The organism is Embleya sp. NPDC001921 (genome assembly GCF_053594475.1).
Genome location: NZ_JBSFEO010000046.1, coordinates 37,826 through 51,629 on the forward strand (window position 1 = coordinate 37,826; position 13,804 = coordinate 51,629).

Here is a 13,804-nt window from a genome sequence, read left to right on the forward strand (position 1 = left end):
CGGATCAACCCTCCTGAGTGGCCTCGGCGTATCCGACGTCCTCGACCGGATCGGCCCAGCACACGTCGACGATCTGCAACTCGCGCCCGCACAGCAGTTCGGCGGTCGCGCCCGCGCACTTCGGGCAGCACAGGTCCGGCGGCACGCCGACCGCCCACTCGACGGCGCACCCCGCGCAGCGGGCCCGGCCCGGGATGCTCTCGACCACCAACTCCGCGTCGCGCAGCACGGTCTCGGCCCGCGCGACCTCGAAGGCGAAGGCCAGCGCGTCGGGAACCACCCCGGCGAGTTCGCCGACCCGCAGCCGGACGGTCAGCGCGGCGCGCTCACCGCCGCGCGCCGCCGCCGCCTCGACCTGCTCGATGACGGCCAGCGCAATCGACATCTCGTGCATCGGCCCTCTCCCGGGTTCGACGATCCACCGCTGGGAGCCCACCGACTCGACGAGCCCACGCTCCATTACAGGCACCACCGGCGACGCGTCCCGGCACCCACGCCGTGTGCGACGCCGCGCGTACGCCATTCGCCGTAGTGCGCCGGGCCCCGCCCCGGGACCCGGCGCGGAACGGGCTACATGGCACGCATCCGCAGGTAGCGCAGGATGTCCCCCCGGTTCGCGAGCACGACAAGCCCGAACAGGGCCACTCCACCCATCACAATCCTTCGCACGCCGGTACCTCTCCAGGCTCGGGACCGCGCGCCGCGTCCACGGCGGCGGGTCGGACATCGACCGCATCCGGCGCGTCCGGTGCGCCGGTCGGTGGTTCCAGGGGCGTCTGCCCGCGCAGCACCCGCAGGATCAGCGCGACCGCCTCGTCCACGGCGGCCGCGACCGGTGGGCTCAGGCCCAGGCGCTCGTCCAGGTCGGCCGGCTCACAGCCGACGACCAGCACCCGGCGCGGCGGCGTCCCGCCGGTACCCGCGCTCAGCGTGCCCAGCAGCGCGAGCACCGCGTCGGGCCCCATCCGGTGGCCGTCCAGCAGGGCCGCCCCGGGTTCGACCGAGCCCGGTACGGCGGCCTCGATCAGGTACACCGTGCCCGGTGCGCCGCCGCGCGCGGTGGCGTCCACCAGGATCAACGTCTCGTAGCCTTCCAGGAGTTGGTAGGCCAGATGCACGCCGCGCACGCCGAAGTCGACCACCTCGGCGCCGGCCGGCAGCGGGTGCCCGGCCAGCCTGGCCACGGTCTCCACCCCGAAGCCGTCGTCGCCGAGGAAGATGTTGCCGACTCCGGCGACGAGCACCCGCTCGACGCCGTCGGCCGGCGGGCCCTGGCCGGTCACGCGTCCTCCAGGAAGGTGAGTTCGTCCGGTTGGAAGTACAGGAACCGGCCCTGGGCCCGCCGGATGTCCGCGCCGGGGTCGCCGTCCACGGTCACCGCGAGGTGCACCGCGCCGTCGACGTCGTGCAGCACCGCCTCGACCAGCGCGTCCCGACCGTGCAGGAACAGGTCCTGGGCGTCGGTACGGCGCGGCCCCGGCCGCAGCCGCACCCGACTGCCGGCGCCGATCGAACGCCCGTCCACCAGCACCCGATCCACGGCGGGATCGAACCCGGCGTCGCTCGCCGGATCCCACCAGGGCCGATCGGCACCCGGCTCGCCCCGCGCACCCGGAGCGCCCGGAGCGCCCGGTTCGATCAGGGTCGTCGGCCCGCTCGGCCCGGTGTTCTCGCGCAGCGCCCGCACCGTGCCGTGCAGCCGGTCCCACACCTCCGGGGGCAGCGAGTCGACCAGGTCCACGGCGGCGCCCGCCCGGGCGTCGGTGCCGCGTGCCTCGCGCTTCTCCCGCTCGGTCAGGGCCGAGGTGCGCAGCGCGAGGATCTCGTCGATCTCGGTCGCGTCGTAGAGCGCGCCCGGGCTCTCCGGGGCCACTCGAGGGTGATCCTCCAGGATGATCGGCGAGGACAACACCACGTCGTCCCGGTCCCCCACCAGCACCGGCCAGGTCCGCAGGTTGGCACACGACGCTGCGGCGCCCGTGGCCCATTCCGGCGGGTCGGTCATGGACAGGAACGCGCCGGTGTCCAGACCGAGCAGCACATGCGCCGACACCAGCGCGTACGGCAGCGCGGCGTCCCGCTCGGCGCCCGGATCCGGCGTCCACGCACTGGTGTTCACCACCTCGACGGTCAGCTTGAGGGTGCGGTACGGGCCGGGGATCTCGGTGGTCCGCACCCGGATCTCCCCCTCGATCCGTGCCCGCCGGCGGACCAGCCGCCCGCACACCCGGCCGTCGAGTTCGACCTCCTCGGTCTCCTCGTGCTCGACCCGATCGAACGGCAGGACCAGCCCGTCCCCGGCCGACGCCGCGACGGGCAGCACCAGTTCGACCCGCTCCTCGACGCCCTCGTCCCAGGGGACGAGTACCCGATCGGGCAGCTCCAGCATGTCCACCGCGGCGAACCCGCCGTCGGGGCCGACCTGTTGCACCGTGCGCCGCTGGGCGTGCAGGAAACGCAGCTCGATCGAGAGGTTCGCGTCCGCGCGCGGTTCGATCAGGCACTCCGTGCGCTGGTCGTGGTGCTCGCCGCTGCCCTGCCCCCAGGCGGGCGGCACCAGCACGCCGAACTGCCAGCGCATGCGGTTCTTGGCGGCCGAGGCCCGGTACGGGTAGAGCACGTAGCCCTCGAACAGCACGGCGTCGGCGATCTGTCGCGCGGCGGCGAACCGCTCCCGGATCGCGGGCCCGAACAGCGTCATCGCACTCTCTCCCCGGTGGGGCCGGTCCGGTCCGACCCGCCGGTCCGGTCCGACCCGCCGGTGCGGTCGCCCGAAAGGCCGAGGACCCGATCGGCGGCGGTACCCGGCTCCGCGGTCGCCAGCAGTGCCCGCATGGTGGCCTCCCAGGAGGGCAGCGCGTGCCGGGCCCGGTAGGCGAGCAGCGCGTCCATCGCCTCGCGCGGCAGCCGCAGCCAGCCGCAGCCGGGAAAGTGCTGCTCGACCATCTCGCGCCACACCGCCACCGGCATCCGGTGGGCGGCCTCCTTGTGCCAGGGCACCGGTTCCACCCGGAAGCCGCCCGGGCCGGTGAACGCGGTTCCGGAGAAGAGCATCAGCAGCGGCACCTCTCCCTCGCCCAGCGCGTGGAAGTAGCGGGACGAGGCGATGTCCATGTCGTAGGTGCACGGCACCACCAGGTCCACCTCGGTCTCCGCGGTGAAGCCCGGTACGGTCAACGCCACCTGGGCGAACTCGATCGGGTGGAGCGTGCCGCCCCAGCGCGAACGCTCCCCGAACAGCACGCCCAGCCGCCGGCCTTCGGCCGTCCCGTAGCGGCGCCGGGCCGGCTCGATCCGCAGTTGCACGCGCAGCGCGAGCGCGTGCACCCGGGCCTGCTCGGCGGCGGTGATCCGCAGCCGGAAGACCAGGGTGGGTCCGGCCGCGTAGCCGTCCGCGCGCACGCCGACGCAGGAGAAGTCCAACTCGGTCACGGCGCGTCGTCCCTTCCCGGCACCCGCGCGCGCGAGCGCACGTCGGCGAGGAACGCGGCCAGGTCCTCGCGGGCCTCGGCGCCGCCGTCGAAGCCGCGCCAGCGCAGTCGCATCCGGCCGACCAGCTCGTAGCAGACGTCGATCGGGACCAGGAAGCACTCGCTCGCGTCGTCCGTGCGGCGCAGCAACAACGCCTCGACGTCGGGTCGCAGCAGTGTGGCGAGCCGGCTCTCGCCGAGCACCGCCTGCCACTGCTCGGGGTCCAGGTCGCTCTCGGTGGCACCGGCCGGGCTCGGGTAGAGCGCGATCAGCCGGTCGAGCGCGGCGTTGTGCAGGAAGAAGGCCAGGCCGACCGGGATCTGCAGGGCGTCCCAGGCGCCGTCGTCCAGGCTGTGCCCGGGGTCGACGAGGTAGCGCTCGGGCACCGCCCGATAACGACCGCCGGCCGCGCCGCGCCGCTCGAACAACATCGCGCAGCCCCGGCACGCGCAGGCCAGGACCCGCGCGTCGGTGTCGACGAGATGGCGATGTCCGGCGCCGACCTCCTGGGCGCACAACTCGCAGCGTTCCGGCTGCGGCCCGGTGGGGCGGCGGAATCGGCGCAGCCCGCCCGCCGGCCGCACGGTCGTCGGGGGCGGCGCGCTCACCGGGCGGCCCGGGCCGGGTCGGCCGGTCGGGTGCCGATCTGGAGCAGCGCGGGTTCCGGCGGCGGGGCCGGGGTCTCCTCGATCTCGATCCGCTCGATCTCGGGCGCACAGCCGGCCAGGAGGCCCTCCACACCCGCGCGCGAACCCTCGGCGCTCCCGCTCCCGCATCCGCACCCGCCGCTCGCGGCGGCGATCCGCAGCCGCACGGTCCGACTGTGTTCGTCGTAGTCGAGGAGTTCGGCCCGGTGTTCGGGGTGCGCCGCGAGGCCGCGCGCGACGCGGGTGGGCACGTCGTCGGGGTGCAGGTCGTGCAGGACGAGCAGTGCGGTGACCAGTTCGTCGTCGAGCACGGCGCGCCGATCCACGTCGGCGTCGCGCAACAGCGCGGCCAGCCGGGCCAGGCCGGCGCCGTAGAAGTCCATCAGGGCGCGGACCAGTTCCTCGGCGCCGGCGCGCACACCCGGGTCGGCGCCGTCGTCCAGGCGGGTCAGGATCTCCTCGACCCGCAGTCCGGTCTGCTCGGCGTTCATCCGCTCAGCCCGCTCAGGCCGGTGGGTACGTGCAGCTTCTGCAGGGTCTTGCCGTCGCCGAGGTACATGTGCACGCCGCACGGCAGACAGGGGTCGAAGCTGCGCACGGCCCGCATGATGTCGATGCCCTTGAAGTTCTCCGGGGAGTTCTCCTCGAAGATCGGCGTGTTCTGCACCGCGTCCTCGTACGGCCCGGGGGTGCCCAGGGTGTCGCGGACACTGGCGTTCCACGGAGTGGGCGGATACGGGTGGTAGTTGGCGATCTTCCCGTCCCGGATCACCATGTGGTGCGAGAGCACACCGCGCACGGCCTCGGTGAAGCCGACGCCGACCGCCTGGTCGGGCACCTCGAACTTCTCCCAGGTCTTGGTCCGGCCCGAGCGCACCTCCTCGAGCGCCTTCTCGGCGAAGTACACCGCCATGGCGGCCATGTACGCCTGGAAGTAGGTGCGCGCCCGGTTGCGCTCCAGGGCGTTGCTCCACTGCGGGATCTTCCACTCGAAGGTGGTCTCCGGCTTGGTCATCGACTTGGGCAGGTTGATCACCACGCTGTGTCCGGTGGCCTTGACGAAGCCGGTGTCGACCAGGCCGTTGAGCGCGGTGGACCACAGTCGGGCGAGCGGGCCGCCGCCGGTGTCCAGGGCGAGGTAGTCGGTGCCGTCGAACCAGCGCGGCGACATCACCCAGCTGTAGTTGCCCGCGAAGTCCCGCTTCTGCGGTGCGGGGATGGTGTGTTGGTTCCACGGGTGGCGCGGGTCGACCGGGTTGCCCAGCGGGTCGTGCGTGACGAACTGCTCCTGGCCCTCCCAGTCCTGGTAGTAGGAGCTGCCGAGCAGGATCCGGATGCCCAGGTTGATCTCGGTCAGGTCGTTGGTGATCAGCTTGCCGTCGACCACGACGCCGGGGCTGACGTACATCCGCCGGCCCCAGTCGGTCATGTTGCGGTAGGTGAAGTCGCAGTGGTCGGGGTCGTTGAGCGCGCCCCAGCAACCGAGCAACACCCGCCGCCGGCCGACCTCTTCGTAGCCCGGCAGGGCGGTGTAGAAGAAGTCGAAGAGGTCGTCGTGCAGCGGGACCACGCGCTTCATGAACTCGACGTAGCGCATCAGTCGGGACAGGTAGTCGGTGAACAACTGGACCGAGGCGACGGTGCCCACCCCGCCCGGGTAGAGCGTGGAGGGGTGGACGTGCCGGCCCTCCATCAGGCAGAACATCTCCCGGGTGTAGCGGCTGACCGCCAGCGCCTCGCGGTAGAACTCGCCCTCGATCGGGTTGAGCGAGCGCATGATGTCGGCGATGGTGCGGTAGCCGTGTTCGTCGGCGTGCGGCGCCTCGGTGCGTTCGGCCAGTTCCAGCACGCCGGGGTTGGTCTCGCGGACCATGCGCTCGCAGTAGTCCACCCCGACCAGGTTCTCCTGGAAGATGTTGTGGTCGAACATGTACTCGGCGGCCTCACCGAGGTTGATGATCCACTCGGCCAGGTGCGGCGGCTTCACGCCGTAGGCCATGTTCTGCGCGTACACCGAGCAGGTGGCGTGGTTGTCGCCGCAGATGCCGCAGATCCGGCTGGTGATGAAGTGCGCGTCGCGCGGGTCCTTGCCGCGCATGAACACGCTGTAGCCGCGGAAGACCGACGAGGTGCTGTAGCACTCGGCGACGCGTTTCTGCTTGAAGTCGATCTTGGTGTGGATGCCCAGACTGCCGACGATCCGGGTGATCGGATCCCAGGACATCTCGGTCAGGCCGCTGCCGTCGGCGGCCGTCTTGGTGGAGGGTGCCATCGTGTGTCGTGCCCTTCTGCGGTGGGGACGGCGGCACGCGTGGGGCCGGCCGCGGGGTCGGGAACTGCGCGAAGGCGATCCGCTCACCTGGGCGGGCGGTAGCCGGTGGTGAGCTCACGACCGGTATGGCGCCACTTGGGTTCCTTGTCCACGGTCTTCGCGGTGATCGAGCGCAGCTTGCGGATCACCAGGCCGTACGCACCGCTGGCGGTCACGGAGACCTTGCCGCCGGGCGGTTCGTCCATGAACGGCATGAACTTGTCCGGGAAGCCGGGCATCGTGCACGCGATGCAGATGCCACCGACGTTCGGGCAACCGCCGACACCGTTGATCCAGCCGCGCTTGGGCACGTTGCACTTGACCACGGGGCCCCAGCACCCCAGCTTCACCAGGCACAGCGGCGAGCCGTACTCGTCGGCGAACTGGCCCTGTTCGTAGTAGCCGCCGCGGTCGCAGCCCTCGTGGACGGTGGCGCCGAACAACCAGGTCGGACGCAGCTTGTCGTCCAACGGGATCATCGGCGCGGACCCGGCGAGCTGGTAGAGCAGGTAGGTCAGCGTCTCGGCGAAGTTGTCCGGCTGGATCGGGCACCCGGGCACGCACACGATCGGCAGGCCCGCCTTGGACTTCCAGTCCCAGCCCAGGTAGTCGGGCACGCCCATCGCACCGGTGGGGTTGCCGGCCATCGCGTGGATGCCGCCGTACGTCGCGCAGGTGCCGATCGCCACCACTCCGGTGGCCTTGGGCGCGAGCCGGTCCAGCCATTCGCTGGTGGTGATCGGCTGGCCGGTGGCCGGGTCGTCGCCGAATCCGCTCCAGTAGCCCTCGGACTTGATCGACTCGTTCGGGATGGATCCCTCGATCACCAGCACGAACGGCTCGAGTTCGCCCCGTTCGGCCTTGAAGAACCATTCGATGAAGGTGTCCGCGCCCTGGACCGGTCCGCACTCGAAGTCGATCAGCGGCCAGTGCACGGCGATCGGCGGCAGTCCGGGCAGCGCGCCGGTGACGATCTCCTCGATCGACGGCTGCATCGCGGCGGTCAACGCGACGGAGTCGCCGTCGCAACTCAGACCGGCGTTGATCCAGAGGATGTGGATCGGGGACGGTTCCTCGACCGGCGTGGCGGCGGTCGAGCTCTCGGCGGTGTTTCCGGGCGTGGCGCGCATGAGGACGCCTCCTCGAAAGGTTACGAGTCCGACATAACGGACTCCTGAACCTTCCTATCAGGCCGGCGCGTGACGCGCCTCACATTCGGTCCGTTCGGGCGAGTCGTGCCGCACCCACTCCGCGCGCGACGGACTCGGGCCGCGTCAGGCCCGATCGGCCCGTTCGTGCCACGCCACTACGGCGGCGGGCGGGACCACCGCCGTCGGCCGGCCCGCGTCAGGGCGCGGGCGACTCCGGCGCCGGGTCGGCGCGAAGGGGCGAGTCGCCGGAAGCGGCCGGGGCCGCCGTCGGGCGGTAGCGGGCCAGGAACATGTCCACGCCGCCGGTGATCAGCCGCTCGGTCAGATCCGCGTCGGGCACGGCGCCGGAGGAGCCGAAGGCGATGTGCGGCATCAGCACCAGGCCGGAGAGTTGGATCGCGGCCAACGGCACGTCGTCGATCGCGAGTTCGCCGCGCTCGACGAGTTCCTCCAGGGCCGTGCGGACCACCACGTGGAAGCGGTCCGGTCCCGACTCGCGCCAGGTGCGTCCCAGCTCCGGCAGGCGCGGCATCGAGCCCATCACCACGTTGTGCAGGGTGAGCACCTCCGGCGTGGCGTGGCCCGCCACCCACGCCTCACAGATGGCCACCAGGTCGGCCCGGACGTCCGTGGAGGATCCCAGCCGCTCCTGGATCAGGCGGGTCGACTCCGCCAGGGCGCGGTCCAGGATCTCGCCGACGATCGCCGTGAACAGGGCTTCCTTGTTGCCGAAGTGGTTGTAGACGGTCACCTTCGCGACGCCCGCCTCGGCGGCGATGGTGTCCATGCCCACCTGGTAGCCCTCGCGCAGGAACGCCTGGGTGGCCGCCTCCAGGATCGCCGCGCGCTTGCGCGCGGCCCGATCACCCGAGGGGATCCGCTTGGGAGTCTGCTCGGCTGCCCACACGTGGTGTCTCCGTTCGTCGCGCGCAGTCTAACGAGTGCGAACCGAGCCGATCGGCTCATCAGAACCATACCGTTCGGTTCAACTGAACCGCACTGTTGAGTTCAACTGAACTGCACTGTATGGTTCGGTTCTCGAACGAGCGACCCGCTCTCGAACGAGCGGCTCTCCGGAAAGGGGATCAGCCATGGAACACGTCCGGACGACCGTGCGGCCGGCCCGAACGGGGGCGGCCTTCGCGCTGCTCGCCGCGGTGCAGGCAATCCTCAACACCTCGGTCACCATCACCTCGGCCGCCGGACCCGACATCGCCGCGGATCTCGACCTGGGCTCCTCCGGACTGGTCTGGACGGGAGCCGCCTACACGCTGGCGTTCAGCGGCCTGCTGCTGCTCGGCGGCCGGATCGCCGACCTGCGCGGACGGCGCGAGACCTTCCGGGCCGGCGCCGCGCTGTTCGCCGCCGCGTCGCTGGCCGGTGCCCTCGTACCCGGCGGCGCGTGGATGATCAGCGCCCGCCTGCTCCAGGGCGCCGGCGCCGCGCTCGCCGCGCCGGCCGCCATGGCCCTGGTCGGGGACGTGTTCGCGACCGACGCGACCCGCCGCCGGGCGATGGCCGCGTGGGGCGGACTCTCCGGCGTGGGCGCGGCACTGGGCATGCAACTCGGCGGCGCGACCGCCACCTGGGCGTCCTGGCGCTGGTCGTTCGTGGTGCTCGCGGTGATCGGCTTCGCCGTCGCCGCCCTCGCCGGCCGGTACCTGCCCACCGGCCCGGAGCGGGTCACCGGCCGGGTGGACGTGCTCGGCGCCGCCCTGGTCACCGGCGGTGTCGCGGTGCTCAGTCTGGGACTGGTCGCGGCGGGCACGCACGGCTGGATGGACCCGGCGGTGCTGGTGCCGCTGGCCGGCGGCGTCGTCCTGCTGGTGGCGTTCGGCGTGGCCGAGAACAAGGTCGCGGCACCCTTGATGCCGCTGCCCTTCCTCGCCTCCCGCCGCCGCGTGGCAGCGCTCGCCACCGGCATGCTCGCGCCGATCGCCGGCTCCACCGCCGCGTTCTTGATGTCGCTGTACTTCCAACGGGTGCTGGGGTGGTCCGCGTTGCGCTCGGCGATGGGCTTCGTCCCGTACACGCTGATGCTGGTCGTGGTCAGCGCCGGCAGCGTGCCGATCGTGGCCCGGCTGGGCGTGCGCCGGACGGCCGCGCTGGGTCTGGCCACGATGGCCGGTGCCTTCCTGCTGTTCTCCCGGATCAGCCCGGACGCGGCCTACCTCGGACTCCCGCTCGCGGCCATGCTCGCCCTGCCGATCGGCATCGGCCTGACCGCCGCGGCCGCCGTGGTCGCCGCCACCCGCGGTGTGCCGCCCGCCCAGGCCGCGCTCGCCGGCGGCGCGTTCAACACCACGATGCTGATGGGCCCCACCGTCGGCATCGCCCTGTTCAGCTCGCTCGCCGACGCGCACACCGGCGCCGGTCCCTCCCCCGAACAGGCCGCCACCGACGGCTACACCTTCGCCTTCAAGGCCGCGGCGGTGCTGTTCGCCCTCGCCGCGCTCGCCTCGGTGAGCCTGCGGGGCCGCCGCCCACGCGGCAGCCGTACCCCCGACCCCGGGCCCGTCCGGGCCTGACCATCCCCTCCCCCCGACCACCCCACCCCCGAAGGAGTTACCGATCATGACGACGACGACCTGGGTCGCGGGCTTCCGCTCCGCCGTGCTCGACCCGACCGAGAGCTTCCTGATCCAGCCCTCGCGAGGCTTCCGCGACCAGAGCGTGCGCCAGATCCTGCACCTGGACGGCGGTGGCGGCGCACTACGGGTGTTGCTCGGCAACGAATACGGCAAGGACCCGCTCGTCATCGGCGCCGCCCGGGTGGCCGTGGGCACCGGCGGGAGCACGATCGACCCCGACCCGGACACCGTGCCGACCTTCGGCGGCTCGGCCGAGGCGACCATCCCGGCGGGCGGACAACTCCGCGCGACCCGGTCGACCTGACCGTCGCCGCCGGGAGCGACCTGGTGCTGAGCCTGTACCTGCCCCAGGACACCGGACCGGCCACCTACGCCGCCCCCCGTCGCAAATCGCGTACGTGGCACCGGGCAACGCGGTCTCGGCGAGCTTCGCCGACGCGGAGGAGGCGGCCAACCGCTACTTCGTCGCCGGCGTCGACGTCCTCGTAGCCGAGGGCACCGCGATCGCCGTGGCCTTCGGCGACTCGTGGTTCGAGGGCGGCGGCACCTCCACCGGGAGCAACCGGCGCCTCCCCAACCACAGCGGCGACCACCTGCACCTCAACGACGCGGGAGCGCGGGCGATGGCCGAAGCCGTGGACCTGTCGTACCTGCGCCTGTGACCGCACCGCCGCGGGCCGCACTCCGGCCGGGCGCCCGATGTCCGCGCTCGCGGGCGTGGGACGGGCACCCGGCCCGCGGACCGGCGAACGCGGCGGGGGCGCCGCGTGTCAATTCGAGTACGGCGTCGCCGGGAGTGTCCTGGCTCGGGTGGTCGGGTCCAGTGCCATCGTCGACTCGATCAGCGCCTCCAGGTCGGGGTCCGGCCACGGGCGGGCGAGTTCCAGCGGCGGGCGGTGTCGCCCGGTGGCGATGTCCTCCAGGATGTCGGCGGCGGTGATCCGCCCGCCGATCGCCCGATCGGTGGCCGGGGCGGTGCCCGTCCAGGCCGCCCGGAACGAGGCGCCCAGGCTGTACACCTCGGCGGCGTCGGTCAAGCGCACGTGCTGTCCGGCCCCGGTCTCCAGGAGTTGCCGCGCTATCTCGGGCGCGGTGGTGAGGTCCATCCCGCCCCGGTAGGGATTCGGCAGCGGCAGCCGGTCCGGATGGTGGGCCAGGTCGTGGTCGATGAACTCGATCCCGCCTCCCGGCGTGACCAGTATGTTCATCGGCTGGATATCGCCGTGGTGCCACCCCAGCGCGTGCAGCCGGCCGAGCGCCGAGAACGCCCGCCGGGCCAGATCGGGCAACGGGTGCGCCGGGACGGGCCCGTTGCGGCGGGCCGACTCGCACCAGCGCCACAGGGTCACCCCGGGGCGCCACTCGACCGCCGTCCACAGTCCGCCGCCGACGTGCCCGTGCCTGCCGCCGACCGGGTACAGGCCCTGCTCGCGCAGCATGGTCAGCACCCGCGCCTCGTGATGCAGCGCGGCGACGTCCGCTCCCTCGGCGGTCTTGATCCGCCACTGGCCGGCGCGCCAGGCGTTGGTGTGGTGCGAGGTCAGCGGGCGTGGCCGTTCGGTGATGCCGAGGGTCTCCAACGCGGCGGCGAGCAGGGGATCCATCCTCACATTCTGGCCGACGCCCACGACGCGCCGACGCTGTGGTGTCGCGGCCCCGCGCGCGGGAACCGGGCCGGTCGCACCCGGATCGCCGGCCCCGTCGCACTCTCGATTCAGCGGACCCATCCTCACGTTCGGGCGGACGCGCGGCACGCCGCGGTCCCGCGGCGGGCCGGCCCCTCGCGCAGGACCCGGGCCAGCCCTGCCGAGATCGGCAGCCCGGTCGCGCTCTCGATCCAGCCGAACTCGCCGACGCAGTTGCTCTCCAGGTACGTCCACCCGGCCGAGGTGACCACGAAGTCCAGTGCGGCGTAGCCCAGGCCGAGGTCGCGCACATGCTCGACGCACGCCCTCGCGATCTCCGCCGGCGCCTCGATCGCCCGGTACTCGCACATGTCCAACGGCACCGCCCGCCAGTCGAGCGCGCCGTTCGTGATGATCGCGGCGGTGAACACCCGATCGTCCACGACGGTCACCCGCGCGTCGAACAGTCGGTCCTCGACCAGTGCCTGCAGGTAGTGCAGGGTGCCGGCGATGCCGCTCAGGTCGTCCGAGAGACGGATGCGCGTGGTGGGGATGAAGGTGGTGTGCCGCTGGGTGAGCGCCTTGACCACGACCTTGTCCCGGTGCGCGGCGATGAACGCGCGGGCCGCGTGCGGATCGCTGGTGAACAGCGTGTCGGGCACCGCGAAGCCGACGCGCGCGGCCGAAGCCAGTTGGGTGGGCTTGTGCAGCGACGCCGCGACGATCGTGGGGTCGTCGATCCACACCTTCAGCGGCTGCGCGCGCAGCAGGCCCAGCAGCGCGGTGGTGTTCTCGTCCGCGCGCCACCGCTCCTCCGCGGTGCCGAACGCGTCGGGCCGGGTGGGTTTGCGCCAATACACCGCGCAACGTTCGTCCAGGGTCACCGTCGCCCGCCCGGAGGTGAGCACGGTATGCCAGCGTCCGGCGGCGAACCGGCCGGTCACCAAGGGACGTTCGCGCAGGCGGCCCGGATCCAGGCGGAGCAGGGCCACCGGGCCGCCGAGGAGGTGCGCCGCCACCATGTCGGCGGTCAGATCCTCCTCGGTGGCCACGATCACGACGCTCGCGTCGTGATCAGTCATCCTTCTTGTATCCCCTGGGCTCCTGCGTCCCGGTGTAGGTGCCGGAGTCCACCGCGTGGATCAGCAGCGTCCCGCCCGGGGTGACGTTGACACACAGATCGGGATCGTAGTGATGCCGGGGCAGCGCGGGCGCGCCTCGAGTGGGGACCGGGGCCCTGCGGCCGAGAATCAAAGGACCGGGCATGACCTCTCCTGACTGTGGGTGTCCGACGTACCGAAACACGGTGCGTCATGTTCATCAACGCCCGGATGGGGTCGGTCAGTTGCATCTCCGCGGAAAAAGACCCCGACGCCTCCGGCGAACGTCTCCCCCGGCGTCCCGCGAGTAATCCTGGCAGGATGACCGTCATGCCCACGGTGGAAGCGTCAGTGGAGGTCCCCGTCGACGCCGCGACGGCGTTCGCCGTGTCGCAGACGACCGGCGCGGTGCGGGGGCGTTGGGACCCGTTCATCCGCAGCCAGCGCTTCCTGGACGGGGCCACCGAGCCGGGCAAAGGGGTGCGCACGCTCACGGTGCACCGCGCGGGCTTTCGGATGATCAGCGAATACGTCTCGTATCACCCGCCGACGAACGTGGGGATGCGGATGGTCGAGGGATCCTGGTTCTTCGCGAAGATGGGCGGCGGCTGGCGGTTCACCGCCGTCGAGGGCGAGCCGAACCGCACTCGCGCGGTGTGGCGTTACAACTTCGGCTGCCGCCCGCGCTGGTTGGCGCCGCTCGCCGACCGCATCGGCACGGTCGTGCTCCGGCGTGAGATCGAACACCGCATCGCGCGCTACGCCCGCGCGTGCTCGGATCCGGTGGTCCTGGCCGCGATCGGCGGCGGCGACGGTGCCGCCGAAGGACCCGCGCCGGGCTGAGCGCCGGCCCGGGGCTCGCATCGGCCCTGCCCGCGTGCCCTGCCCGCGCCGGCCCGGGCCCCGCG

17 protein-coding genes are annotated in these 13,804 nt (G+C 72.4%); 4 read left to right on the forward strand and 13 right to left on the reverse strand.

Annotated elements, in window-relative coordinates:
• Positions 1-4: 4 nt before the first annotated feature.
• The 10 genes from ACWCPW_RS39530 to ACWCPW_RS39575 form a co-directional block, all read right to left on the reverse strand.
• Positions 5-394, reverse strand: coding sequence for a hydrogenase maturation nickel metallochaperone HypA/HybF (locus ACWCPW_RS39530; RefSeq protein ID WP_449766431.1), 390 nt, complete (start codon positions 392-394; stop codon positions 5-7).
• Positions 395-570: 176 nt separating this feature from the next.
• Positions 571-669 (reverse strand): DUF6893 family small protein, encoded by a 99-nt coding sequence (locus ACWCPW_RS39535; RefSeq protein WP_449766432.1) that lies wholly within the window; start codon positions 667-669, stop codon positions 571-573.
• Positions 654-1,283: a hydrogenase maturation protease gene (locus ACWCPW_RS39540; protein WP_449766433.1), complete on the reverse strand. Its 630-nt coding sequence runs from the start codon at positions 1,281-1,283 to the stop codon at positions 654-656. Before ACWCPW_RS39540 ends, ACWCPW_RS39535 begins: the two co-directional genes overlap by 16 nt.
• On the reverse strand, positions 1,280-2,701 hold the full coding sequence (locus tag ACWCPW_RS39545) for a hypothetical protein (protein WP_449766434.1): 1,422 nt from the start codon (positions 2,699-2,701) through the stop codon (positions 1,280-1,282). Before ACWCPW_RS39545 ends, ACWCPW_RS39540 begins: the two co-directional genes overlap by 4 nt.
• Positions 2,698-3,432, reverse strand: a complete 735-nt coding sequence (locus ACWCPW_RS39550) for a DUF6084 family protein (RefSeq protein WP_449766435.1) — start codon at positions 3,430-3,432, stop codon at positions 2,698-2,700. Before ACWCPW_RS39550 ends, ACWCPW_RS39545 begins: the two co-directional genes overlap by 4 nt.
• Positions 3,429-4,079, reverse strand: coding sequence for a DUF5947 family protein (locus ACWCPW_RS39555; RefSeq protein ID WP_449766436.1), 651 nt, complete (start codon positions 4,077-4,079; stop codon positions 3,429-3,431). Before ACWCPW_RS39555 ends, ACWCPW_RS39550 begins: the two co-directional genes overlap by 4 nt.
• Complete coding sequence (locus tag ACWCPW_RS39560; protein WP_449766437.1) at positions 4,076-4,609, reverse strand: hypothetical protein; 534 nt, start codon at positions 4,607-4,609, stop codon at positions 4,076-4,078. Before ACWCPW_RS39560 ends, ACWCPW_RS39555 begins: the two co-directional genes overlap by 4 nt.
• Entirely contained in the window at positions 4,606-6,390 is a 1,785-nt protein-coding gene (locus ACWCPW_RS39565) for a nickel-dependent hydrogenase large subunit (RefSeq protein ID WP_449766438.1), read from the reverse strand. The genes ACWCPW_RS39560 and ACWCPW_RS39565 overlap by 4 nt, the downstream gene beginning before the upstream one ends.
• Before the next feature lie 83 nt (positions 6,391-6,473).
• Positions 6,474-7,559 (reverse strand): NADH-quinone oxidoreductase subunit B family protein, encoded by a 1,086-nt coding sequence (locus ACWCPW_RS39570; protein WP_449766439.1) that lies wholly within the window; start codon positions 7,557-7,559, stop codon positions 6,474-6,476.
• A 217-nt stretch (positions 7,560-7,776) separates the two neighbouring features.
• Complete coding sequence (locus ACWCPW_RS39575) at positions 7,777-8,487, reverse strand: TetR/AcrR family transcriptional regulator (RefSeq protein ID WP_449766440.1); 711 nt, start codon at positions 8,485-8,487, stop codon at positions 7,777-7,779.
• A gap of 184 nt (positions 8,488-8,671) precedes the next feature.
• Between ACWCPW_RS39575 and ACWCPW_RS39580 the strand changes: the two genes are divergently transcribed.
• The 3 genes from ACWCPW_RS39580 (at position 8,672) to ACWCPW_RS39590 (ending at position 10,833) form a co-directional block, all read left to right on the forward strand.
• A complete protein-coding gene (locus tag ACWCPW_RS39580; RefSeq protein WP_449766441.1) occupies positions 8,672-10,108 on the forward strand; it encodes an MFS transporter in 1,437 nt (478 codons plus the stop codon).
• Positions 10,109-10,154: 46 nt separating this feature from the next.
• Positions 10,155-10,475 carry a hypothetical protein gene (locus ACWCPW_RS39585; protein WP_449766442.1) on the forward strand — a complete coding sequence of 107 codons (321 nt, stop codon included), beginning with the start codon at positions 10,155-10,157 and terminating at the stop codon, positions 10,473-10,475.
• A gap of 94 nt (positions 10,476-10,569) precedes the next feature.
• Complete coding sequence (locus ACWCPW_RS39590; RefSeq protein ID WP_449766443.1) at positions 10,570-10,833, forward strand: hypothetical protein; 264 nt, start codon at positions 10,570-10,572, stop codon at positions 10,831-10,833.
• 108 nt (positions 10,834-10,941) lie between these two features.
• On the opposite strand, the gene ACWCPW_RS39595 is transcribed toward ACWCPW_RS39590, so the two are convergent.
• The 3 genes from ACWCPW_RS39595 to ACWCPW_RS39605 all read right to left on the reverse strand — a co-directional run bounded on the left by ACWCPW_RS39595 (position 10,942) and on the right by ACWCPW_RS39605 (position 13,062).
• Entirely contained in the window at positions 10,942-11,775 is an 834-nt protein-coding gene (locus ACWCPW_RS39595) for a hypothetical protein (protein ID WP_449766444.1), read from the reverse strand.
• Between the two features lie 125 nt (positions 11,776-11,900).
• Positions 11,901-12,878: a hypothetical protein gene (locus ACWCPW_RS39600; protein WP_449766445.1), complete on the reverse strand. Its 978-nt coding sequence runs from the start codon at positions 12,876-12,878 to the stop codon at positions 11,901-11,903.
• On the reverse strand, positions 12,871-13,062 hold the full coding sequence (locus ACWCPW_RS39605) for a hypothetical protein (RefSeq protein WP_355541728.1): 192 nt from the start codon (positions 13,060-13,062) through the stop codon (positions 12,871-12,873). Before ACWCPW_RS39605 ends, ACWCPW_RS39600 begins: the two co-directional genes overlap by 8 nt.
• A gap of 164 nt (positions 13,063-13,226) precedes the next feature.
• Between ACWCPW_RS39605 and ACWCPW_RS39610 the strand changes: the two genes are divergently transcribed.
• The gene (locus ACWCPW_RS39610) at positions 13,227-13,739 is read left to right on the forward strand and encodes a type II toxin-antitoxin system RatA family toxin (protein ID WP_449766446.1); all 513 of its coding nucleotides are present in this window, start codon (positions 13,227-13,229) and stop codon (positions 13,737-13,739) included.
• The last annotated feature ends 65 nt before the right edge of the window (positions 13,740-13,804 follow it).